This is a genomic window from Pseudomonas serboccidentalis, assembly GCF_028830055.1.
GTDB classification, from domain to species: Bacteria; Pseudomonadota; Gammaproteobacteria; order Pseudomonadales; family Pseudomonadaceae; genus Aquipseudomonas; species Aquipseudomonas serboccidentalis.
Genome location: NZ_CP101655.1, coordinates 2,809,707 through 2,828,634, shown reverse-complemented (window position 1 = coordinate 2,828,634; position 18,928 = coordinate 2,809,707). Strand labels below are relative to the sequence as shown.

At 61.2% G+C, this 18,928-nt stretch carries 21 protein-coding genes; 16 read left to right on the top strand and 5 right to left on the bottom strand.

The features are described 5' to 3' along the window. Window positions 1–111: 111 nt before the first annotated feature. Genes mpl through NN484_RS12890 form a run of 3 tightly spaced genes read left to right on the top strand, consistent with a single transcriptional unit; the run spans window position 112 to window position 2,382 of the window. The gene (gene mpl / locus NN484_RS12900) at window positions 112–1,461 is read left to right on the top strand and encodes a UDP-N-acetylmuramate:L-alanyl-gamma-D-glutamyl-meso-diaminopimelate ligase (RefSeq protein ID WP_274659231.1); all 1,350 of its coding nucleotides are present in this window, start codon (window positions 112–114) and stop codon (window positions 1,459–1,461) included. Then, complete coding sequence (gene ubiX / locus NN484_RS12895) at window positions 1,458–2,105, top strand: flavin prenyltransferase UbiX (RefSeq protein ID WP_127651214.1); 648 nt, start codon at window positions 1,458–1,460, stop codon at window positions 2,103–2,105. The genes mpl and ubiX overlap by 4 nt, the downstream gene beginning before the upstream one ends. Then, window positions 2,098–2,382, top strand: a complete 285-nt coding sequence (locus tag NN484_RS12890; protein ID WP_127651213.1) for a YceK/YidQ family lipoprotein — start codon at window positions 2,098–2,100, stop codon at window positions 2,380–2,382. The genes ubiX and NN484_RS12890 overlap by 8 nt, the downstream gene beginning before the upstream one ends. A 134-nt stretch (window positions 2,383–2,516) precedes the next feature. Here the strand turns inward: NN484_RS12890 and NN484_RS12885 are convergent, their stop codons facing one another. From NN484_RS12885 to NN484_RS12875, 3 genes are all read right to left on the bottom strand, one after another. Beyond that, window positions 2,517–3,158 carry an oxidoreductase gene (locus NN484_RS12885; protein ID WP_127651212.1) on the bottom strand — a complete coding sequence of 214 codons (642 nt, stop codon included), beginning with the start codon at window positions 3,156–3,158 and terminating at the stop codon, window positions 2,517–2,519. Between the two features lie 27 nt (window positions 3,159–3,185). Continuing rightward, the gene (locus tag NN484_RS12880) at window positions 3,186–4,913 is read right to left on the bottom strand and encodes a C13 family peptidase (protein ID WP_274659230.1); all 1,728 of its coding nucleotides are present in this window, start codon (window positions 4,911–4,913) and stop codon (window positions 3,186–3,188) included. A 111-nt stretch (window positions 4,914–5,024) separates the two neighbouring features. Next, window positions 5,025–5,480: a MaoC family dehydratase gene (locus tag NN484_RS12875; protein ID WP_003228575.1), complete on the bottom strand. Its 456-nt coding sequence runs from the start codon at window positions 5,478–5,480 to the stop codon at window positions 5,025–5,027. A gap of 180 nt (window positions 5,481–5,660) precedes the next feature. On the opposite strand from NN484_RS12875, the gene NN484_RS12870 reads away from it, so the two are divergent. From NN484_RS12870 to NN484_RS12850, 5 genes are all read left to right on the top strand, one after another. Next, a complete protein-coding gene (locus NN484_RS12870; protein ID WP_095139173.1) occupies window positions 5,661–6,023 on the top strand; it encodes a CidA/LrgA family protein in 363 nt (120 codons plus the stop codon). Next, window positions 6,023–6,739: an LrgB family protein gene (locus NN484_RS12865; RefSeq protein ID WP_127651210.1), complete on the top strand. Its 717-nt coding sequence runs from the start codon at window positions 6,023–6,025 to the stop codon at window positions 6,737–6,739. Before NN484_RS12870 ends, NN484_RS12865 begins: the two co-directional genes overlap by 1 nt. 10 nt (window positions 6,740–6,749) lie before the next feature. Beyond that, entirely contained in the window at window positions 6,750–7,340 is a 591-nt protein-coding gene (locus NN484_RS12860; RefSeq protein ID WP_127651209.1) for an LON peptidase substrate-binding domain-containing protein, read from the top strand. A 114-nt stretch (window positions 7,341–7,454) separates the two neighbouring features. After that, window positions 7,455–7,688, top strand: coding sequence for a hypothetical protein (locus tag NN484_RS12855; RefSeq protein WP_215502219.1), 234 nt, complete (start codon window positions 7,455–7,457; stop codon window positions 7,686–7,688). 68 nt (window positions 7,689–7,756) lie between these two features. After that, window positions 7,757–8,329 carry a hypothetical protein gene (locus NN484_RS12850; RefSeq protein WP_274659229.1) on the top strand — a complete coding sequence of 191 codons (573 nt, stop codon included), beginning with the start codon at window positions 7,757–7,759 and terminating at the stop codon, window positions 8,327–8,329. A gap of 55 nt (window positions 8,330–8,384) precedes the next feature. On the opposite strand, the gene NN484_RS12845 is transcribed toward NN484_RS12850, so the two are convergent. After that, window positions 8,385–9,701, bottom strand: a complete 1,317-nt coding sequence (locus NN484_RS12845) for a bifunctional DedA family/phosphatase PAP2 family protein (protein ID WP_274659228.1) — start codon at window positions 9,699–9,701, stop codon at window positions 8,385–8,387. 114 nt (window positions 9,702–9,815) lie between these two features. Next, window positions 9,816–10,511, bottom strand: a complete 696-nt coding sequence (locus NN484_RS12840) for a DNA-3-methyladenine glycosylase (RefSeq protein WP_274659227.1) — start codon at window positions 10,509–10,511, stop codon at window positions 9,816–9,818. 177 nt (window positions 10,512–10,688) lie between these two features. Here NN484_RS12840 and NN484_RS12835 point away from each other — a divergent pair, with 177 nt between their 5' ends. The 8 genes from NN484_RS12835 to NN484_RS12800 all read left to right on the top strand — a co-directional run bounded on the left by NN484_RS12835 (window position 10,689) and on the right by NN484_RS12800 (window position 18,774). Beyond that, window positions 10,689–11,960: a glutamate-5-semialdehyde dehydrogenase gene (locus NN484_RS12835; RefSeq protein ID WP_274659226.1), complete on the top strand. Its 1,272-nt coding sequence runs from the start codon at window positions 10,689–10,691 to the stop codon at window positions 11,958–11,960. A gap of 28 nt (window positions 11,961–11,988) precedes the next feature. Further along, window positions 11,989–12,651: a nicotinate-nucleotide adenylyltransferase gene (nadD, locus tag NN484_RS12830; RefSeq protein WP_425518809.1), complete on the top strand. Its 663-nt coding sequence runs from the start codon at window positions 11,989–11,991 to the stop codon at window positions 12,649–12,651. A gap of 72 nt (window positions 12,652–12,723) precedes the next feature. Then, window positions 12,724–13,218 carry a ribosome silencing factor gene (rsfS, locus tag NN484_RS12825; protein WP_007960601.1) on the top strand — a complete coding sequence of 165 codons (495 nt, stop codon included), beginning with the start codon at window positions 12,724–12,726 and terminating at the stop codon, window positions 13,216–13,218. A 9-nt stretch (window positions 13,219–13,227) separates the two neighbouring features. After that, on the top strand, window positions 13,228–13,695 hold the full coding sequence (gene rlmH, locus NN484_RS12820; RefSeq protein WP_003185785.1) for a 23S rRNA (pseudouridine(1915)-N(3))-methyltransferase RlmH: 468 nt from the start codon (window positions 13,228–13,230) through the stop codon (window positions 13,693–13,695). Window positions 13,696–13,705: 10 nt separating this feature from the next. Then, window positions 13,706–15,601, top strand: a complete 1,896-nt coding sequence (mrdA, locus tag NN484_RS12815) for a penicillin-binding protein 2 (RefSeq protein ID WP_127651202.1) — start codon at window positions 13,706–13,708, stop codon at window positions 15,599–15,601. 31 nt (window positions 15,602–15,632) lie between these two features. Beyond that, window positions 15,633–16,736, top strand: a complete 1,104-nt coding sequence (gene rodA / locus NN484_RS12810) for a rod shape-determining protein RodA (RefSeq protein ID WP_164747885.1) — start codon at window positions 15,633–15,635, stop codon at window positions 16,734–16,736. A 17-nt stretch (window positions 16,737–16,753) separates the two neighbouring features. Next, complete coding sequence (gene mltB, locus NN484_RS12805; RefSeq protein ID WP_007960589.1) at window positions 16,754–17,764, top strand: lytic murein transglycosylase B; 1,011 nt, start codon at window positions 16,754–16,756, stop codon at window positions 17,762–17,764. Continuing rightward, window positions 17,764–18,774, top strand: coding sequence for a septal ring lytic transglycosylase RlpA family protein (locus NN484_RS12800; RefSeq protein WP_127651200.1), 1,011 nt, complete (start codon window positions 17,764–17,766; stop codon window positions 18,772–18,774). Before mltB ends, NN484_RS12800 begins: the two co-directional genes overlap by 1 nt. Window positions 18,775–18,928 lie beyond the last annotated feature (154 nt).

Here is an 18,928-nt window from a genome sequence, read left to right as displayed (position 1 = left end):
TCAGCTCCTACAGGTGGGGTAGTGATCGTGGTGGTGGGTGATGGTGTCAGCTAAAGAGTGCGATTTTCCCCTCCCTACGCTAACCTGCGGCCATGTTTTACGAGGTCGACTATGCACATTCATATTCTGGGTATCTGCGGGACTTTCATGGGCTCGATGGCGGTTCTGGCCAAAGAGTTGGGCCATCACGTGACCGGTTCCGACGCCAACGTCTATCCGCCGATGAGCACGCAGCTTGAGGCCCAGGGCATTCAACTGACCCAAGGCTACGACCCGGCCCAGCTCGATCCGGCGCCGGATCTGGTGGTGATCGGCAACGCCATGTCCCGCGGCAACCCGGCGGTGGAATATGTGCTGAACAAGGGCCTGCCGTACGTCTCCGGTCCGCAGTGGCTGGCCGATCACGTGTTGCAAGGTCGCTGGGTGCTGGCGGTCGCCGGTACACACGGCAAGACCACCACCAGCAGCATGCTCGCCTGGGTGCTGGAACATGCCGGCATGAGCCCGGGGTTCCTGATCGGTGGCGTGCCGCAGAATTTCTCGGTGTCCGCGTGCCTGGGCGGTACGCCGTTCTTCGTGATTGAGGCTGACGAATACGACAGCGCGTTCTTCGACAAGCGTTCGAAGTTCGTCCACTACCGCCCGCGCACCGCGATCCTCAACAACCTTGAGTTCGATCACGCGGACATCTTCCCCGATCTGCCGGCCATCGAGCGACAGTTTCACCATTTGGTGCGCACCATTCCGAGTGAAGGTCTGGTGATTCATCCGACCACCGAGCCTGCCTTGCAGCGCGTGATCGAAATGGGCTGCTGGACCCCGGTGCAAACCACCGGTGCCGGTGGTCAGTGGCAGGTCAAGTTGCTCAAGGATGACGGTTCGGCGTTCGAGGTGATGTTCGAGGGCGTGTCCCAAGGCACCGTCGAATGGGAGTTGACCGGGCAGCACAACGTCGCCAACGCCTTGGCTGCTTTGGCGGCGGCGCGGCATGTCGGTGTGGTGCCATCGATGGGCATCGCCGGGTTGAGCGCGTTCAAGAACGTCAAACGCCGGATGGAGAAAGTCGCCGAAGTGCGCGGCATCACCATCTATGACGACTTCGCCCACCACCCGACCGCGATCGCCACTACTCTCGACGGTCTGCGCAAACGCATCGGCGACGCACCGCTGATCGCGATCATCGAACCGCGTTCCAACTCGATGAAGCTCGGCGCGCACCGTGACGGTTTGCCCGACAGCGTGGTCGATGCCGATCAGGTGATCTGGTACGCCCCGGCCAACCTCGGCTGGGATCTGGGTGCCACCGCCGCGTTGTGCACCGTGCCGTCGATCGTCAGCGATTCGCTCGAAGGCATCATCGAGCGCGTGAAGAGCCAGGCCCAGCCCGGCACTCATGTGGTGATCATGAGCAACGGCGGCTTCGGCGGCCTGCACGGCAAACTCGCCGAGGCGCTTAAATGAACACTCTTTCCCAGGACGGCGGCCCGGAACGCATCACGCTGGCGATGACCGGTGCTTCCGGCGCGCAGTACGGTTTGCGCCTGCTCGATTGCCTGGTGCGCGAAGATCGCGAAGTGCACTTCCTGATCTCCAAAGCTGCGCAACTGGTGATGGCCACCGAGACCGACGTCTCGCTGCCGGCCAAACCGCAGATGATGCAGGCGTTCCTGACCGAGTACACCGGGGCGGCCTCCGGGCAGATCCGCGTGTATGGCAAGGAAGACTGGATGTCGCCGGTAGCCTCGGGTTCCGGCGCGCCGTCAGCGATGGTTGTGGTGCCATGCTCCACCGGCACCTTGTCGGCGATTGCCACGGGCGCCTGCAACAACCTGATCGAGCGGGCGGCGGACGTGACGCTGAAGGAGCGTCGCCAGTTGATTCTGGTGCCGCGCGAGGCGCCGTATTCGAGCATTCATCTGGAGCACATGCTCAAGCTGTCGAACATGGGCGTGACCATCCTGCCGGCCTCGCCGGGCTTCTATCACCAGCCGCAGACCATTGATGACCTGATCGATTTCGTCGTGGCGCGGATTCTCAATTTGCTGGGCATTCCTCAGGACATGCTGCCGCGTTGGGGCGAGCATCATCTGAGCAGCGATGAATAAGCTGCTGACGATTGTGCTGGCGCTGCAACTGGCCGGCTGCGCCACCGTGCGTACGCTGGATGCGGCTAAGCCGGGCGCACCGGTGGTGTATTCCGGGACGCGGCTGGATTTGTATGCGATGAACGGCGGGTGTTGTGCAATGGACCGTTTCGGGGCTGAAGCGCCGAGCTATCCGGGGGTGGACCTGCCGGCGAGTGCCTTGCTCGATACGCTGTTGTTGCCGTTGTCGTTGCTCACCGTGATCGGCGTGGGGTTTCAGGCGACTGGCGGATTGTAAAAGCAAAAGATCGCAGCCTTCGGCAGCTCCTACAGGGTGAACATAAATCCCGTGTAGGAGCTGCCGAAGGCTGCGATCTTTTGATTCTGGGAGTGCTGCGCACTCCATCGTCAGCTTGCTGGCGATTGCATTGATTACTTGCCGAGTTTGCGCAGCTCATCCGACTCGACAATCCGCACCCCATCCTGCTCCTCAAGCGCCAGGCGCCACATCGCCCGGGCCAGTTGGCAGGCTTCGATGCCGCGGTATTTGCCGGGGATCAGTTTGGAGAACGGCGCGGCCAGTTGTTCGCCCAGGCGCGGTTCGGTGCGCTCACCCAAGAGCAGCGACGGCCGGCAAATGGTCAGTTGCGGCCAGTTCTGGGCACGCAGCGCTTGTTCCATTTCGCCTTTGACCCGGTTGTAGAAAATCGATGACTTCGGATCGGCGCCCAGCGCACTGATCACGATCAGATGCCGTGCGCCCATTTCCCGGGCGCGCTTGGCGAACGCCACCACCATGTCCAGATCCACCGCGCGAAATGCCGCTTCCGAGCCTGCCTGCTTGATGGTGGTACCGAGGCAGCAGTAGGCGATATCGACGCGACCGCTGAGCTGCGGCAGAAAGGCCTGTGGGTCGCCGACCGGGTTTTCCAGGTGCGGATGTTCAGCCAGTGGCCGGCGCGACGGGGCGAGCACGCGGGTGATCGTCGGCTCGTTGAGCAAGCGGTCGAGCAGGTGTTCACCGGTCAATCCGGTGGCTCCGGCAAGCAATACGTGCTGAGGCGTCAAGTACATTGTGTCTCTCCCTTGATACTGTTCAGCTTAGTTGCTGTTTGTCGCTCCGTCGTTCAATGCAGCGCTTTGCAAAGCTTTTCTTGCTTGCTGTTTGCGCAGCAGTTGCCAGTGCGACAGCACAGTCTTGGGTGCCCAGATCTGTGGTTCCGAGGCTTCGAAATTGTCGGCCAGTTCACGCTCGGCAACGGTGGCCTTGGCCAGTTTGAAGGCTTGTTCCAGATCGTCGGTCTGGTTCAGCGCCTGGGCGAACAAGGCGTCGCCGAAGTAGGTGAAGTTGGCTTCTTCCGAGCAGCCGAACGACACACGATCGGCACGCGAGGCGGTCATGATCAGTGTGCGCTCATCTTTCAAAGCAGGGATGAAACCACCGGAATAGCACGATGAAATCACGATCACCTTGTCGCGATTTTTCAGCGGTGCGAGCACGGCGGCGAGTTCATCGGCGGGCAGGTCGGCCAGCTCCATGCGCGGCTGGTCGAGCACCAGTTCGTGTTCGGCGGTGCCGTGGCTGGTCAGGTAGATGAACACCAGATCTTCCGGGCCACTGCGTTCGGCCAGGGTCTGCGCGGCGCGGCGCAGGTTTTCGCGGGTGGCCATCGGCCGGTCGCCGAGGTGGTCGCGGTGGTTGACCAGACGAATCTGGCCGTAAGCACCGAAACGCGTGGTGAGCATGTTGGCGACGTAGTCGGATTCGCGCAGGAACACGCTTTGCTTGCCGTCGCCACCGAGGGTCAGGGTGTACAGCTCGACCGCCGGCGTCGAGGCGGGCACGGCGGACAGCGCGTCATCGAGCAGGCGGCCCTGAGCCAGCAAACCGAGTTCGAGGATGTCGGGCAGGAGCTTGCCGTCGGCGTCGCGCACCCGTTGGCTGTTGATCCAGGTGCCGCTGAGTACGGTGCCATCGGTCAGCACCAGGGTGCCGCGTCCGGCGTAGCTGTCGTTGTCGAAACCGCCAATGTAGAAGCTGCCGTCCGACAGATTCAAACGGCCCTGACCGCTGAAGCGCCAGTCATTGAAGTAGCCGATGTAATGGCTGCCGTCGGTGCCGATCAGTTCACCCTTGCCGGTCAGTGCGCCTTCCTTGAACTGGCCGAGCCACACGTCGCCATCGGCGTTTTCATAGCGGCCCTTGCCGTGCAACTGGCTGTTCTTGAAACCACCGACATAGATGTCGCCATCGGCACTGTTGAAGGTGCCATTGCCTTCGAGCTGGCCGTTGACGAAATGGCCGCTGAACGAGTTGCCGCTGGCGTCGCCGCGTTGGCCTTCGCCGTTGGGTTTGCCGTGGGCGAACTGGCCCTGATACGAGCTGCCGTCGTCCATTTCCAGGCGGCCCAGCCCGGAATACTGGTCGGCCTTGAACTCGCCACGGTAGGTCATGGCGTTTTCCTTGAGGGTACCTTCGCCGTCGCGCCGGCCCTGCCTGAAGCCGCCGGTGTAACTGCTGGCGTTGGTGGTCAGACTGCCCTGACCATCGAACAGGCCCTGCTGGAACTGGCCGCGATAGATCTCGCCGTTACTGCCGTGCCACTCACCCTGGCCATGCCATTGGCCCTTGTCGAACTGCCCGGCGTACCAACTGCCGTTGGGATAGTCGACCCGGCCCTGGCCTTGCAGCAAGCCGTTGACCAGTTCGCCGCGATAGCGTCCGCCGTCCGGCAGGCGCGCATCCGGAGGCAACAGCGATTCGCCGTCGCCGCACGCGGTGAGCATCAGGATCAGGGCAAGGGGTGCAAGGGAAGCGAGTGGGCGCATAGCGGGATCCGGGCAATTAGGCGACCGAGTATGCCGCAGCTATGTGACCTTATACAGCCGGTAAAAACAGCGCTGATGCGAAACAGCGTGCGCTGTTTCGCATCCGGTGACTCAAACGAAGCAGAGCGACAGCGGCTCGGCGATGTAGGCCGGTTTGTCCGAGCCCTCTATCTCAAGCGTGGCGGTGGCCTTGAGCAGCCATTGACCGGGTTTCTTCTCGGTCACTTCGGCCAGATCGACCTTCAGGCGAACTTTTGAATTGACCTTCACTGGCTGGATGAAACGCACACTGTCCAGACCGTAGTTGACCACCATCTTCAGGCCTTGCGGCAGCACGAGGATGTCTTCCATCAGTTTGGGGATCAGCGACAGCGACAGGAAACCGTGGGCAATGGTGCTGCCAAATGGCGTTTGCGCGGCTTTGACCGGATCGACATGGATGAACTGATAATCCCCGGTGGCTTCGGCGAACAGGTTGATGCGCTCCTGATCGATGGTGAGCCATTCGGAACGTCCGAGTTCCTTGCCGACATAATCTTTGAGCTCTGCAACGGGAACATAGGGCATTGAGACTCTCCTTGGGTTCATCGGTTTTATAGTTTTTCAGGTGGGGGATTTGACCGCCCTGCGAACCACTGTAGATCAACATGGCGATTTGCTCCGGTCAACCGACCATGCTTTTGGCGAATGCCGATCCATAGCGCTGCCGTGCTTATAATGCCGATGACTTGCGGGGGGAGATGTCTGATGTTGTTACGTGGCCTGACCATGCTGGTGCTGTTCCAACTGCTCGGCACGGCGCTCAACCATTTGCTGTTGCCGGTGCTGCCGGGGCCGATCATCGGCCTGCTGCTGTTGCTGGTGTTCCTGATCATTCGCGGTGAAGTCGGCGAGCCGCTGAACCTGGCGGCCGGCAGCCTGCTGCGTTATCTGCCGTTGCTGCTGGTGCCGCCGGCGGTGGGCGTGATGGTTTATGCGAGCGACATTGCCGCCGATTTCTGGGCGATTGTCGGCGCACTGGTGCTGTCGCTGATCCTGTCGATGGCCTTCGCCGGGGTGCTGATGCAGCGCCTGGTCAAGCGACACGCGCCGCACTCGGAGGAGTCCTGATGCTCTTCGATTGGCAAGGCGCCTGGGTCTCGGTGATCCATCACCCGCTGTTCGGCATCGGCATCACCCTGGGTGCCTATCAACTGGTGCTGGCGGCGTTCGAGAAAACCCGCTGGATCTTTCTGCAACCGGTTCTGGTCTCCATGCTGTTGGTGATCGGTGTGCTGGTCGGCTGCGGCCTGACTTACGCCGAGTACCGCAAGAGCACCGAGATCCTCAGCATTTTGCTGGGCCCGGCGACAGTGGCGCTGGCAGTGCCGCTGTATCTCAACCTCAAACGCATCCGCCAATTGTTCTGGCCGATTTTTACTACGCTGGTGATAGGCGGGGTGGTCGCCACGGGCATGGGTGTGTTGCTGGGCTGGTGGTTTGGCGCCGAGCACATGATTCTGATGACCATGGCGCCGAAGTCGGTGACCTCGCCGATTGCGATGCTGGTGGCCGAACAGATCGGTGGAGTCGCGGCGCTGGCGGCGGTGTTCGTGTTGATCACCGGGGTGATCGGCGCGATCTTCGGCCCGGCGTTGCTGACCCGCCTCGGCGTGCACAGCCCGGAGGCGCGTGGCATGGCGTTGGGCATGACCGCGCACGCGGTCGGCACCTCTGTGGCCTTGCAGGAAAGTGATGAATGCGGCGCCTTTGCGGCGCTGGCGATGAGTTTGATGGGCGTGGCCACGGCGGTATTCCTGCCGTTGGCGGTGTCGATGGTGGTCTAAGGAAATGTCTATGAGTCTGCCGCTTTTCCCGCTGAACACGGTGCTGTTTCCCGGCTGCAACCTCGACTTGCAGATCTTCGAGGCGCGTTACCTGGACATGATTGGTCGCTGTATGAAACAGGGTGGCGGCTTCGGCGTGGTGTGCATTCTCGACGGTCACGAAGTTGGCGTCGCACCACAAGGTTTTGCTCTGGTCGGCTGTGAAGCGCGGATCACCGATTTCCAGCAGCAGGACAATGGCCTGCTGGGGATTCGCGTGCAGGGCGGGCGACGTTTCCATGTGCTGCGCACTGAAGTGCAGCGCGATCAACTGATCCTCGCCGACGTCGAATGGCTCGACGATGAGCCGGAACAACCGTTGCAGGATGAAGACGCCGATCTGGTGGCGCTGCTCAGGGCCTTGGCCGAGCACCCGATGGTCGAGGCGTTGAACATGGGCAACGAAGCGCTGGGGCAGCAGTCGCTGGCCAATCAGTTGGCGTATCTGCTGCCGTTCGCCGAAGAAGACAAGATTGACCTGCTGCAACTCGACGATCCGCAGCAGCGGCTGGATGCGATCCAGGCGCTGCTCGATGAGTTGCAGGGCGAATTGTTCGCGTAGTTGCACTCTGAATTAACTCGCGGCCTCTGCCAGTATTGTTTTGCTTTCGTCTTTGCCTTACTTTTTATTCATCAACAGGAAGTTGGTGGTCTTAATAATTGTAAGGATGAAGTCATGACTGTTTACGAGGACGAATGGGCGTTTTGGGATGACATAGCGGGAAAGTATATTTTCAAACACGCAGATACCGATCGCAACGTTACAAACGTTATTGAGGCGGCCGGTGTTTACGCTGACCTGATGGTCATCGCTCGTCGCAAAAGAAGGGCAGCTAAAATCCCTGAAGGCGATATGCCGAGAGTTTCAATGACAGCGGCCAGTTTTATGGCAGCCGGCGCATCCAGGTAAACCCAATATTTTAATAAAGACTCGCGATTGTCGTGGATAGACAGTCTGGCGTCTGTGTGAGTGTTTTTATGTCTCTAATAAATATCAATAACAATTCATTTACAGTAAATCTTTATGTCGACGGCCTGCCGGTAGTGCTTAGTCAGCAGCGCCTGAAGCAGCGTCTGCGCGATTCGCGGATCATCAGGCGCGAGCGGCTGGAGGTCGAAGCCGCTCTTGCCAGTCGCGAGGGTTCGGACTTTCTTACATTGGCTGATCATGAAGATGACAAACCGCTGTTGCTCAGGTTTACACCCCAAGGTGACAAGTATGTCATTCAGACGATTTTAAAAGGTGATTATGATCAGGGGTACTTGGCGATCAGTCAGTCTGCTCGCCATGTTTTTGTCGGTGATATTGCTCAGGGTAGTCAATTCACGTTGGTGAAACATGATGTAGAGAATGCCCGGTTCAGCGATCTGGATAAAGGTCCCTGTCATGTTGCTCTCGCGGCTAAGGGGCGTAACGCGATATACCTGGCCAGTGAAAATGGTAGACGCTACTTCAAGGATGTTGATCCCAATATGAGTCAGCATGATGCGTTCAATAACACGCCGGTTACGTTTATTCTGAAAGTTATCGACAGACCCGAAGAAGGATGATGAGCGCCAACCGAATTGATCCGGCAATCTCGGCGGCGCTTCATCAACGTTGTCATCAATAGGCGTAACGCAACATCGTGTGCGGCAAATGGCGCAGGACGAACAGGCTGAACAGCACCAGCAGCGCCGGCAGAATCAGCCACCAGACTTTGAACGGCATCGGGTTGAGCGGCGTCTGGCGCTGACTCAGCCACAGGCCTGCTGCACACACGCACGCCGCGAGCATCGCGCCCGCCAGGATATCCGTCGGCCAGTGCGCGCCCAGATACACCCGCGACAAGGCAATCGACAGCGCCGGTATACAGCCGAGCAGCAGCCAGGTCAGGCGCATGCGCGGCGGTTGGCCGCGCCCGGCGAGGACCGCGAGCACCAGAAACAGCGCGAACGAACCCGAGGCATGGCCGCTGGGCATGCTGTAACTGGTCAGCGGATCGGTCAGCACTTCCGGGCGGACCCGGGCGAAAAACTGTTTGGTGACCGTGTTGAGCAGCGCCGTGCACAGTAGCGTACCGCCGGCAAAGATTGCCTGGCGCCATTGCCGGCACAGCAGCAACAGACCGGTGAGCAGGGCGCTGAACATCAGCATGTTGTGGAATTCACCGATCAGGGTGAGCGTCACCGCGATTTCATCCAGCATCGGCTGACGATGTTCCTGTACCAATGTCATGACACCCTGATCGAGGGCGCTCAGATACGGATAGCCAACGAACAGCCCGATCAGAATCAATAGGCTCATGCTGCTGATCCAGACGGTCGCCCGGCGATGCTGGCGCAAGCTGCTGTTGACGCTCAGGCCGACCATCACCGCGATACTGGCGGCGACGATGCCGGCCTGCAGCCAGAAACCTTCCGGCAGCGGCAAGCGGATCGCCGCGCCAGTGGCCCAGCCCGGCAGCAGGTAGGCGACGCTCCAGCCGGCCGCGGCCAGCAGGCTGACGGCGGCAAAGCGCGGGAAGGGCATGTCGCACATGCCGGCGACCATCGGCAGCATCGGCCGCAACGGGCCGATAAAACGCCCGACCAGCAGGCTGGCGATGCCGTAGCGCTGGAAGTAGGTCTCGGCGCCGGCCATCCACTCCGGATGGTGGCGTAGCCCCGGCAGGCGGCGGATGTTCTGGTGGAAATGCCGGCCGAGGAAGTACGAAATCATGTCGCCCAGAATCCCGCCGAGAAAGCCCAGCAGCAGGGTTTCGCTCAACGACAGCGCGCCACTGCCAGCCAATACGGCGACAGCAAACAGCAACACCGTGCCCGGCACGATCAGCCCGGCAATCGCCAGGCACTCCACGCAGGCGACGATAAACACCGCTGCGGCCAGCCACTGCGGATTGGCGGCAAGCCACCCGGTCACGCTATCGAGCCATGGGCCCATACAAACAACTCCAAATCAATGATGATCCCTGTAGGAGCTGCCGCAGGCTGCGATCTTTTGATCTTTCAGAAGCAAAGATCGCAGCCTGCGGCAGCTCCTACAGGTTTATGTTTTTCACAGCAGGAAATAATCGCGCCCTTCGACCTGACCCCGACGTAGCGGGTTCCGCGTGCACCATTGTGCGTAACTGGCGTCGACGAAACGGTACATCAGGTGTTCGTCGCGGCCATGGGGGATGCCCAGGCGGGTGGTTTGAATGATCTGCGCCGGCGCCGGCCCGGTGTCTTCCACCAGCAGCACTTCATGATCGAAACGCTTGGCGTCCCACACCGGCACCTTCAATCCCAGTGCCTTGCACAGCAATGTCTGGCCGGCGCACAGCTTTTGCGAAGGCCGTGGGCGCCCCTGAGCATCAGGGTTGTTCAGCAGCATTTGCGCCAGACTCGCCGGCCCGCTGATTTCATCGACCCACGGGTAGGCGGATTTGATCAGCACCGCGTTGCCCGGCCCTTGGGCGCTGAAGTTCAGCGAATCACCGCCGCGGGCGTAATACATATAGATGTGCCCGCCATCCAGAAACAAGGCCTTACGCTTTTCCGTGTAGCCGAGGGACGCATGACTGCCTTTTTCCGCGCAGTAGTAGGCCTCGGTCTCAATGATCCGGGCGCTGAGCCACAAATCGCCGACCCGGTGGCGGATGACTTTGCCGAGCAGGTCGCGGGCCAGCAGCTGCGCGTCACGGTCGAAAAAAGCGTCCGGAAGGCCCAGAGGCAAGCGCTCGGCGGTGGCGCGAACGGTCAGGTTGGACATGGCAAACGGTGTTTATCCAGGCGAAGGAGGTCGTGATGATAACAATCCGAGGCTTAATTACGGCTGAACGTCGGCAAATTGCAGTCCATTTCGACCATCCGCCTGTCACCGCTGTTAGTCCCGGGACGCGACAGCTATAATCTGCCGCTTTCCTCTTTGCCAAGACCCCAGCAGACCATGACTGAGTCCGTTCTTGACTACATGACCCGATTGGGTCGCGCCGCCCGCGAAGCTTCCCGGGTCATCGGCCGTGCCAGCACCGCGCAGAAAAACCGCGCCCTGCAGGCTGCAGCCAATGCCCTGGACGCGGCACGCGCCGAGCTGGCCGCCGCCAATGAACAGGACCTGGCCGCCGGCCGCGCCAATGGCCTGGAACCGGCACTGCTGGAACGTCTGGAACTGACCCCGGCGCGCATCGACGGCATGATCGTCGGCTTGCGCCAGGTCGCAGCATTGCCGGATCCGGTCGGTGCGATCCGCGACATGAGCTTTCGCCCGTCCGGCATTCAGGTCGGCAAGATGCGCGTGCCGCTGGGCGTGATCGGGATCATCTACGAATCCCGTCCCAACGTGACCATCGATGCCGCCAGCCTGTGCCTGAAGTCGGGCAACGCGACCATCCTGCGTGGAGGCTCCGAGGCGATTCATTCCAACCGGGCGATTGCCGCGTGCATCCAGCGCGGTCTGGCCGAGGCCGAATTGCCGGCAGCGGTGGTGCAAGTGGTCGAAACCACCGACCGTGCCGCCGTTGGCGCGATGATCACCATGCCCGAGTACGTCGACGTGATCGTGCCGCGCGGTGGCCGTGGCCTGATCGAGCGCATCAGCCGCGATGCCCGCGTGCCGGTGATCAAGCACCTGGACGGCATCTGCCACGTCTATGTCAGTGCCCACGCCGATCTGGAGAAAGCCCAGCGCATCGCCTTCAATGCCAAGACCTACCGTTATGGCATCTGTGGTGCGATGGAGACCTTGCTCGTCGATCAAAGTGTTGCGAAGGATTTCCTGCCGTCGATGGCTGCCCAGTTCCGCGAAAAAGGCGTCGAGCTGCGTGGCTGCGAGCGCACCCGGGCGATCATTGACGCCGTGGCGGCCAGCGAAGACGACTGGAACACCGAGTATCTGGCGCCGATCCTGTCGATTCGTGTGGTCGACGGGCTGGACCAGGCCATCGAACATATCAACCATTACGGCTCGCACCACACCGACTCGATCGTCAGCGAAAACCTCGCGGACACCCGTCGTTTCGTGGCCGAAGTCGATTCGGCGTCGGTGATGATCAACACCCCGACGTGCTTTGCCGATGGGTTCGAATACGGATTGGGTGCCGAGATCGGCATTTCTACTGATAAGCTGCACGCCCGCGGCCCGGTGGGCCTCGAAGGACTGACCTGCGAGAAGTACATCGTGGTTGGTGACGGCCAGTTGCGCGGCCAGGCGACGGTCTGACTTGACCGACCTCGACCTGACAGCGCCGCTGCCTGACAGCGAACTCCGACCCCGGCGCATCGGCGTACTGGGCGGCACGTTCGATCCGGTGCACATCGGCCATTTGCGCGGTGCGCTGGAAGTGGCCGAAGCGCTGCTGCTCGACGAGTTGCGCATGATGCCCAGCGCCCGGCCGCCGCATCGCGATACGCCACAGGTGTCGGCGCAGGATCGGCTGGCAATGGTCGAATGCGCGGTGGCCGGAGTGCCGCCGCTGGTGGTGGACGCCCGCGAATTGCAGCGGGACAAACCGTCCTACACCATCGATACCCTGGAGTTGATGCGTGCCGAAATGGCCGCTGAGACCCAGGTTTTTCTGCTTTTGGGCTGGGACGCATTTTGCGGCCTGCCCACTTGGCACCGCTGGGAAGAGTTGCTCCAGCATTGCCACATCCTGGTGCTACAGCGCCCGGACGCCGACAGCGAACCGCCGGATGCCTTGCGCAACCTGCTGGCAGCGCGTTCGGTGAGCGACCCGCTGGCCCTGAAAGGGCCGAGCGGACAGATTGCATTCGTCTGGCAGACACCGCTCGCGGTTTCCGCCACCCAGATCCGTCAACTGCTGGCCAGCGGTAAGTCGGTACGTTTCCTGGTGCCCGACGCGGTCCTGGCCTACATCGATGCGCACGGTCTGTACCGTGCGTCGAACTGAACAAGGCGTGCTTCACTGATACGAATCCACGTATCGCCAAGCCGCCGAATACATGAGCAAAACGAGTTTTATATGACCGACAAAGATGTAAGCAAAGTTAAGCGCAAAGGCACGTTCAAGAGCGCGCCGCTGCCGGAAGTCGCCAACACCAACGAGCCGCTCAAGGGCGACGAGCTGGTCAAGGTTGCCGTGGCAGCCCTGGAAGACGTCAAGGCACAAGACATCCAGATCATCGATGTTCGTGACAAGCAGAGCATCACCGACTACATGATCATCGCCACCGGTACTTCCAATCGCCAGATCAACGCGATGCTGGACAAGGTCCGCGAAGAAGTCAAAAAGCAGGGCGCCAAGCCGCTGGGCGAAGAAGGCAAGGGCGACAGCGACTGGGTTCTGCTGGACCTGGATCTGGTGATCGTGCACATGATGACCGCCTCGGCACGTCAGTTCTACGACCTGGAACGCCTGTGGGCCGGTGCCGAGCAAAGCCGTGCGGCAGATGCCAAGCACCACAGCCCGGAAAACACCCACGAGCATTTCACCAAGCTCAACAAAGACCAGCTGTAAGGGATTGCTGTGCGACTGCGACTGATCGCCGTCGGTTCACGCATGCCCAAGTGGGTGGAAGAAGGCTGGCATGAATATGCCAAGCGTCTTCCGTCCGAGCTGGCGCTGGAACTGGTGGAAATTCCGCTCAATACCCGTGGCAAGAACGCCGACGTGGCCCGTTTCATCCGCCAGGAAGGCGAAGCCATGCTGGCCAAGGTCGGGCCGAACGAGCGGATCGTCACGCTGGAAGTCCACGGCAAGCCCTGGAGCACCGAGCAACTGGCGGTCGAACTTGACCGTTGGCGGCTGGATTCGCGCACGGTCAATTTCATGGTCGGCGGCCCCGAAGGGCTGGCGCCGGAAGTCTGCGCCCGCGCCGATCAGCGCTGGTCGTTGTCGCCGCTGACCTTGCCGCACCCGCTGGTGCGGATCCTGATCGGCGAACAGCTGTACCGTGCCTGGACCGTGCTGTCCGGTCACCCTTACCACAAGTAGTCCTGCCCTCATGTCTCAGCCGATCCGCATCAAGGACCACGAAAAGGACGCCCGCCTGGTGCGTAGCCGCGTCGTGTTCGGGGCCATTGCGGTCATGCTGTTGATCGGCGTGCTGATTGCGCGGCTGTACTACTTGCAGGTGATCCAGTACGAGTACCACTCGACGCTCTCGGAAAACAACCGCGTTCATGTGCAGCCGATTCCGCCGACCCGTGGGCTGATCTTCGACCGCAACGGCGTGGTGGTGGCGGACAATCGCCCCAGCTTCAGCCTGAGCATGACCCGCGAGCGCTCCGGCGACTGGCAGCAAGTGCTCGACGTGATCGTCGAAGTGCTGCAGTTGACGCCCGAGGACCGGGTGATCTTCGAAAAACGCATGCGTCAGGGGCGCCGGCCGTTCGAGCCAGTGCCGATCCTGTTCGAGCTGACCGAAGAGCAGATCGCCCGGATCGCGGTGAACCAGTTCCGCCTCCCGGGCGTGGAAGTGGTCGCGCAGCTGGTACGCCACTACCCGCAGGGCGCGCATTTTGCGCACTCGGTGGGTTACATGGGGCGGATCAACGAGAAAGAGCTCAAGACCCTCGACCCGGTCAACTACAGCGGCACCCATCACATCGGCAAAACTGGCATCGAGCGTTTCTACGAGCCGGAACTGCACGGGCAGGTGGGTTACGAGGAAGTCGAGACCAACGCCCGGGGCCGCGTATTGCGTGTACTCAAGCGCACTGATCCGATTCCAGGCAAGGACATCGTCCTGAGTCTGGACATCAAACTGCAGGAGGCGGCGGAAGCTGCGCTGGGCGGGCGGCGTGGCGCGGTGGTGGCGCTCGATCCGAACACCGGCGAAGTGCTGGCGATGGTCAGTCAGCCGAGTTTCGACCCGAACCTGTTCGTCACCGGCATCAGCTTCAAGGCGTATGCCGAGCTGCGCGATTCCATCGACCGGCCACTGTTCAACCGGGTGCTGCGCGGTCTGTATCCGCCGGGTTCGACGATCAAGCCGGCGGTGGCGATTGCCGGCCTCGATGCCGGTGTGGTGACAGCGTCGAGCCGGGTGTTCGACCCCGGTTACTACATGCTGCCCAACTACGATCACAAGTACCGCAACTGGAACCGCACCGGTGACGGCTTCGTCGACCTCGACACAGCGATCATGCGTTCCAATGACACCTACTTCTATGACCTGGCGCACAAGCTGGGCATCGATCGGCTGTCGGCCTACATGAACAAGTTCGGCATCGGCCAGAAGGTCTCGCTGGACATGTTCGAAGAATCCCCCGGCCTGATGCCGTCCCGCGAATGGAAGCGGGCAACCCGCAAGCAGGCGTGGTTCCCGGGCGAAACCCTGATTCTGGGGATCGGCCAGGGCTACATGCAGTCCACGCCGTTGCAGCTGGCGCAGGCCACGGCGCTGGTGGCCAACAAAGGCATCTGGAACCGGCCGCACCTGGCCAAGACCATCGAAGGCGTCAAACCTGTGGATGAGAACCCGATGCCGGACATCGTCCTGCGCGATCCGTCGGACTGGACCAAGGTCAACCACGGCATGCAGCAGGTGATGCACGGCGCCCGGGGGACCGCGCGCAAAGCGGCGATCGGGGCGCAATACCGGATCGCTGGCAAGTCGGGTACGGCCCAGGTAGTGGCAATCAAGCAAGGTGAGAAGTACGACCGCTCCAAGGTTCAGGAGCGCCACCGCGACCACGCCTTGTTCGTCGGATTTGCCCCGGCCGACAACCCGAAAATCGTCGTCTCGGTGATGGTCGAGAACGGTGAGTCCGGCTCCGGTGTCGCCGCGCCAGTGGTGCGTCAGGTCATGGATGCCTGGCTTCTGGACCAGGATGGTCGGTTGAAGGCCGAATACGCCGGTCCTATCAATGCGGAGGCTACGGCCCGTGAAGAATAATTTCGATCGCATGCTCTCCAGTGAGGATGTGATGCGTCGCCGTGCGACGCTGCTGCAACGTCTGCATATCGATGGCCCCTTGTTGATCCTGCTGCTGATTCTCGCCGCAGGCAGCCTGTTCGTGCTGTATTCGGCCAGCGGCAAGAGCTGGGACCTGCTGGGCAAACAGGCGACTTCGTTCGGCATCGGCCTGGTGTCGATGATCGTCATCGCGCAATTCGAACCGCGGTTCATGGCGCGTTGGGTGCCGCTCGGTTATGTGATCGGGGTGGTGTTGCTGATGGTGGTGGACATCATGGGCCACAACGCCATGGGCGCCACGCGCTGGATCAACATCCCCGGGGTGATCCGCTTTCAGCCTTCGGAGTTCATGAAGATCCTGATGCCGGCGACGATTGCCTGGTATCTGTCCAAGCGCACGCTGCCGCCGCAGCTCAAGCACGTCGGTATCAGCCTGATGCTGATCGGCGTGCCGTTCATTCTCATTGTGCGTCAGCCCGACCTCGGCACCTCGCTGCTGATTCTGGCCGGCGGCGCCTTCGTGCTGTTCATGGGCGGGCTGCGCTGGCGCTGGATCCTCAGCGTGCTGGCCGCCGCGGTACCCGTGGCGATCGCCATGTGGTTCTTCATCATGCACGACTACCAGAAGCAGAGGATCCTGACGTTCCTCGACCCGGAAAGCGATCCGCTCGGCACCGGCTGGAACATCATTCAATCAAAAGCCGCCATCGGCTCCGGCGGTGTATTCGGCAAGGGCTGGTTGCTGGGCACCCAGTCGCACCTGGACTTTTTGCCGGAAAGCCACACCGACTTCATCATCGCCGTACTCGGCGAAGAGTTCGGTCTGGTGGGCATCTGCGCGCTGTTGCTGATCTATTTGCTGTTGATCGGTCGCGGCCTGGTGATTACCGCCCAGGCGCAGACGCTGTTCGGCAAATTGCTCGCCGGCGCGTTGACCATGACGTTTTTTGTTTATGTTTTCGTCAACATCGGTATGGTCAGTGGCCTGTTGCCGGTGGTGGGTGTGCCGTTGCCCTTCATTAGCTACGGAGGAACTTCGCTGGTGACACTGCTGTCAGCGTTTGGGGTTTTGATGTCGATTCATACGCATCGCAAATGGATCGCACAGGTTTGAATAAGGTGAAGAGTTCAATGCAAGTCATGCGCAGCTGGGCGACTCGTTACGCGCCGTGGGTCGGCCTGGTCGGCATCCTTGGCAGCGCGCAGGAAGCGCTGGCCGGCGATTACGAAGGCTCGCCACAGGTGGCCGAATTCGTCGGTGAAATGACCCGCGACTACGGTTTTGCCGGTGAGCAACTGATGGCGGTGTTCCGCGAGGCGCAGCGCAAGCAGGCGATTCTCGACGCCATCTCCAAACCCGCCGAGCGGGTCAAACAGTGGAAAGAATATCGCCCGATGTTCATCACTGACGCGCGCATCGCCCGCGGTGTGGACTTCTGGCGCCAGCACGAGGCCGTACTGGCCCGTGCCGAGCAGGAATACGGCGTGCCGGCACAAGTCATCGTGTCGATCATCGGCGTCGAGACCTTTTTCGGACGTAATACCGGTAATTATCGGGTGATCGATGCCTTGTCCACGCTCGGTTTCGACTATCCTCCCCGTGCCGAATTTTTCCGCAAGGAGCTGCGTGAGTTCCTGCTGCTGGCTCGCGAAGAGCAGGTTGATCCATTGACCCTCAAAGGCTCGTACGCCGGGGCGATGGGCCTGCCGCAGTTCATGCCGAGCAGCTTTCGCGCCTATGCGGTGGATTTCGACGGTGACGGGCACATCAACATCTGGACCAATCCGGATGATGCGATCGGCAGCGTCGCCAGCTATTTCAAGCGTCATGGCTGGGTCGCCGGCGAGCCGGTGGTCAGCCGCGCCGATGTGCGTGGCGAGCAGGTCGACGAAGGCCTGACTACCGGGATCGAACCGACAAAGACGGTTGGAGAGTTGCGGGCGCTGGGCTGGTCAAGTCATGATGCGCTGCGCGATGATATGCCGGTTACTGCATTTCGCCTCGAAGGCGACAACGGCCCTGAATACTGGATGGGCCTGAAGAATTTCTACGCGATCACGCGTTATAACCGCAGCGTGATGTACGCCATGGCCGTACATCAACTGTCTGAAGAGCTGGTAAAAGCACGGGGCGTCAAGTAATGCGGGCATTGCCTATCAATAAACCCCTGAAGCTGGTGGCTTTCGCTGCGTTGGCGGTGCTGGTCGCCAGTTGTTCGACCAGTCGCGCGCCCACCCAGAAAACTTCCTCCACCGCGGTGCGTGCGCAGCCGGGGCTGGACATCAACCGCGCGCATAAAGATGGCGCGCCGTGGTGGGACGTGGATGTTTCGCGCATCCCGGATGCCACACCGACCCTGCACACCGGCCCGTACAAGGCCAACCCATACACCGTGCTGGGCAAGACCTATTTCCCGTTGCAGGAATCCAAGACCTACGTCGCCTCGGGCACGGCGTCCTGGTACGGCACCAAGTTCCACGGCCAGAACACCGCCAACGGCGAAGTGTATGACCTGTACGGCATGAGCGCCGCGCACAAGACTCTGCCACTGCCAAGTTACGTTCGGGTGACCAACCTGGACAACAACAAGAGCGTGATCCTGCGGGTCAACGATCGCGGGCCGTTCTACTCCGACCGGATCATCGACTTGTCCTACGCGGCCGCCAAGAAACTCGGGTATGCCGAAATCGGCACCGCGCGGGTCAAGGTCGAGGGCATCGATCCGCAACAATGGTGGGCCGCCAAGGGCCGTCCGGCGCCGTTGATGCTCAACGAACCGCAGGTCGCGCAGAATAGCGCGCCGGTGATCACGGCCTCGGCCGGTACCATCGAGCAATGGACTCCGCCGCCACAGCAACATGCCTCTGACACTGTCCCTGTACAGATCAGCGCAAAAAAAAACGCTTCTGTACCAGCGTCTGGCCAGTATCTGCAGGTGGGCGCGTTCGCCAACCCGGACGCTGCAGAACTCCTGAGGTCGAAGCTCAGCGGGATGGTGAGCGCTCCGGTGTTCATCAGCTCGATCGTGCGCAATCAGCAGACCCTGCATCGGGTACGCCTGGGGCCGATCGGTTCGCCGGGTGAAATCGCCCAGGTGCAGAACAGTGTGCGCCTGGCCAATCTCGGCTCGCCGAGTGTGGTCACCGAGTAATACACGTAGCACTTGATTGACGGTTCACTTGCGGTTTTGGGGGGTGGACCAGGTTGTTGGCTCGTCGAAGAACAAAAGCCCGGCAAGGGTGACTGGAGTGAGCAACTGAACACGCGATGGCCCGTTAGAAGGCTGTCTGAATAGTTTTGCCTTC

Coding starts and splice junctions, on each gene's coding strand:
- NN484_RS12845 (WP_274659228.1), bottom strand. CDS start 9,701: ATGGGCCCATGGCTCGATAGCGTGACCGGGTGGCTTGCCGCCAATCCG.
- mltB (WP_007960589.1), top strand. CDS start 16,754: ATGCAAGTCATGCGCAGCTGGGCGACTCGTTACGCGCCGTGGGTCGGC.
- mrdA (WP_127651202.1), top strand. CDS start 13,706: ATGTCTCAGCCGATCCGCATCAAGGACCACGAAAAGGACGCCCGCCTG.
- NN484_RS12800 (WP_127651200.1), top strand. CDS start 17,764: ATGCGGGCATTGCCTATCAATAAACCCCTGAAGCTGGTGGCTTTCGCT.
- mpl (WP_274659231.1), top strand. CDS start 112: ATGCACATTCATATTCTGGGTATCTGCGGGACTTTCATGGGCTCGATG.
- NN484_RS12865 (WP_127651210.1), top strand. CDS start 6,023: ATGCTCTTCGATTGGCAAGGCGCCTGGGTCTCGGTGATCCATCACCCG.
- NN484_RS12885 (WP_127651212.1), bottom strand. CDS start 3,158: ATGTACTTGACGCCTCAGCACGTATTGCTTGCCGGAGCCACCGGATTG.
- rodA (WP_164747885.1), top strand. CDS start 15,633: ATGCGTCGCCGTGCGACGCTGCTGCAACGTCTGCATATCGATGGCCCC.
- NN484_RS12835 (WP_274659226.1), top strand. CDS start 10,689: ATGACTGAGTCCGTTCTTGACTACATGACCCGATTGGGTCGCGCCGCC.
- ubiX (WP_127651214.1), top strand. CDS start 1,458: ATGAACACTCTTTCCCAGGACGGCGGCCCGGAACGCATCACGCTGGCG.
- NN484_RS12870 (WP_095139173.1), top strand. CDS start 5,661: ATGTTGTTACGTGGCCTGACCATGCTGGTGCTGTTCCAACTGCTCGGC.
- NN484_RS12860 (WP_127651209.1), top strand. CDS start 6,750: ATGAGTCTGCCGCTTTTCCCGCTGAACACGGTGCTGTTTCCCGGCTGC.
- NN484_RS12875 (WP_003228575.1), bottom strand. CDS start 5,480: ATGCCCTATGTTCCCGTTGCAGAGCTCAAAGATTATGTCGGCAAGGAA.
- NN484_RS12840 (WP_274659227.1), bottom strand. CDS start 10,511: ATGTCCAACCTGACCGTTCGCGCCACCGCCGAGCGCTTGCCTCTGGGC.
- NN484_RS12850 (WP_274659229.1), top strand. CDS start 7,757: ATGTCTCTAATAAATATCAATAACAATTCATTTACAGTAAATCTTTAT.
- NN484_RS12880 (WP_274659230.1), bottom strand. CDS start 4,913: ATGCGCCCACTCGCTTCCCTTGCACCCCTTGCCCTGATCCTGATGCTC.
- rsfS (WP_007960601.1), top strand. CDS start 12,724: ATGACCGACAAAGATGTAAGCAAAGTTAAGCGCAAAGGCACGTTCAAG.
- NN484_RS12890 (WP_127651213.1), top strand. CDS start 2,098: ATGAATAAGCTGCTGACGATTGTGCTGGCGCTGCAACTGGCCGGCTGC.
- NN484_RS12855 (WP_215502219.1), top strand. CDS start 7,455: ATGACTGTTTACGAGGACGAATGGGCGTTTTGGGATGACATAGCGGGA.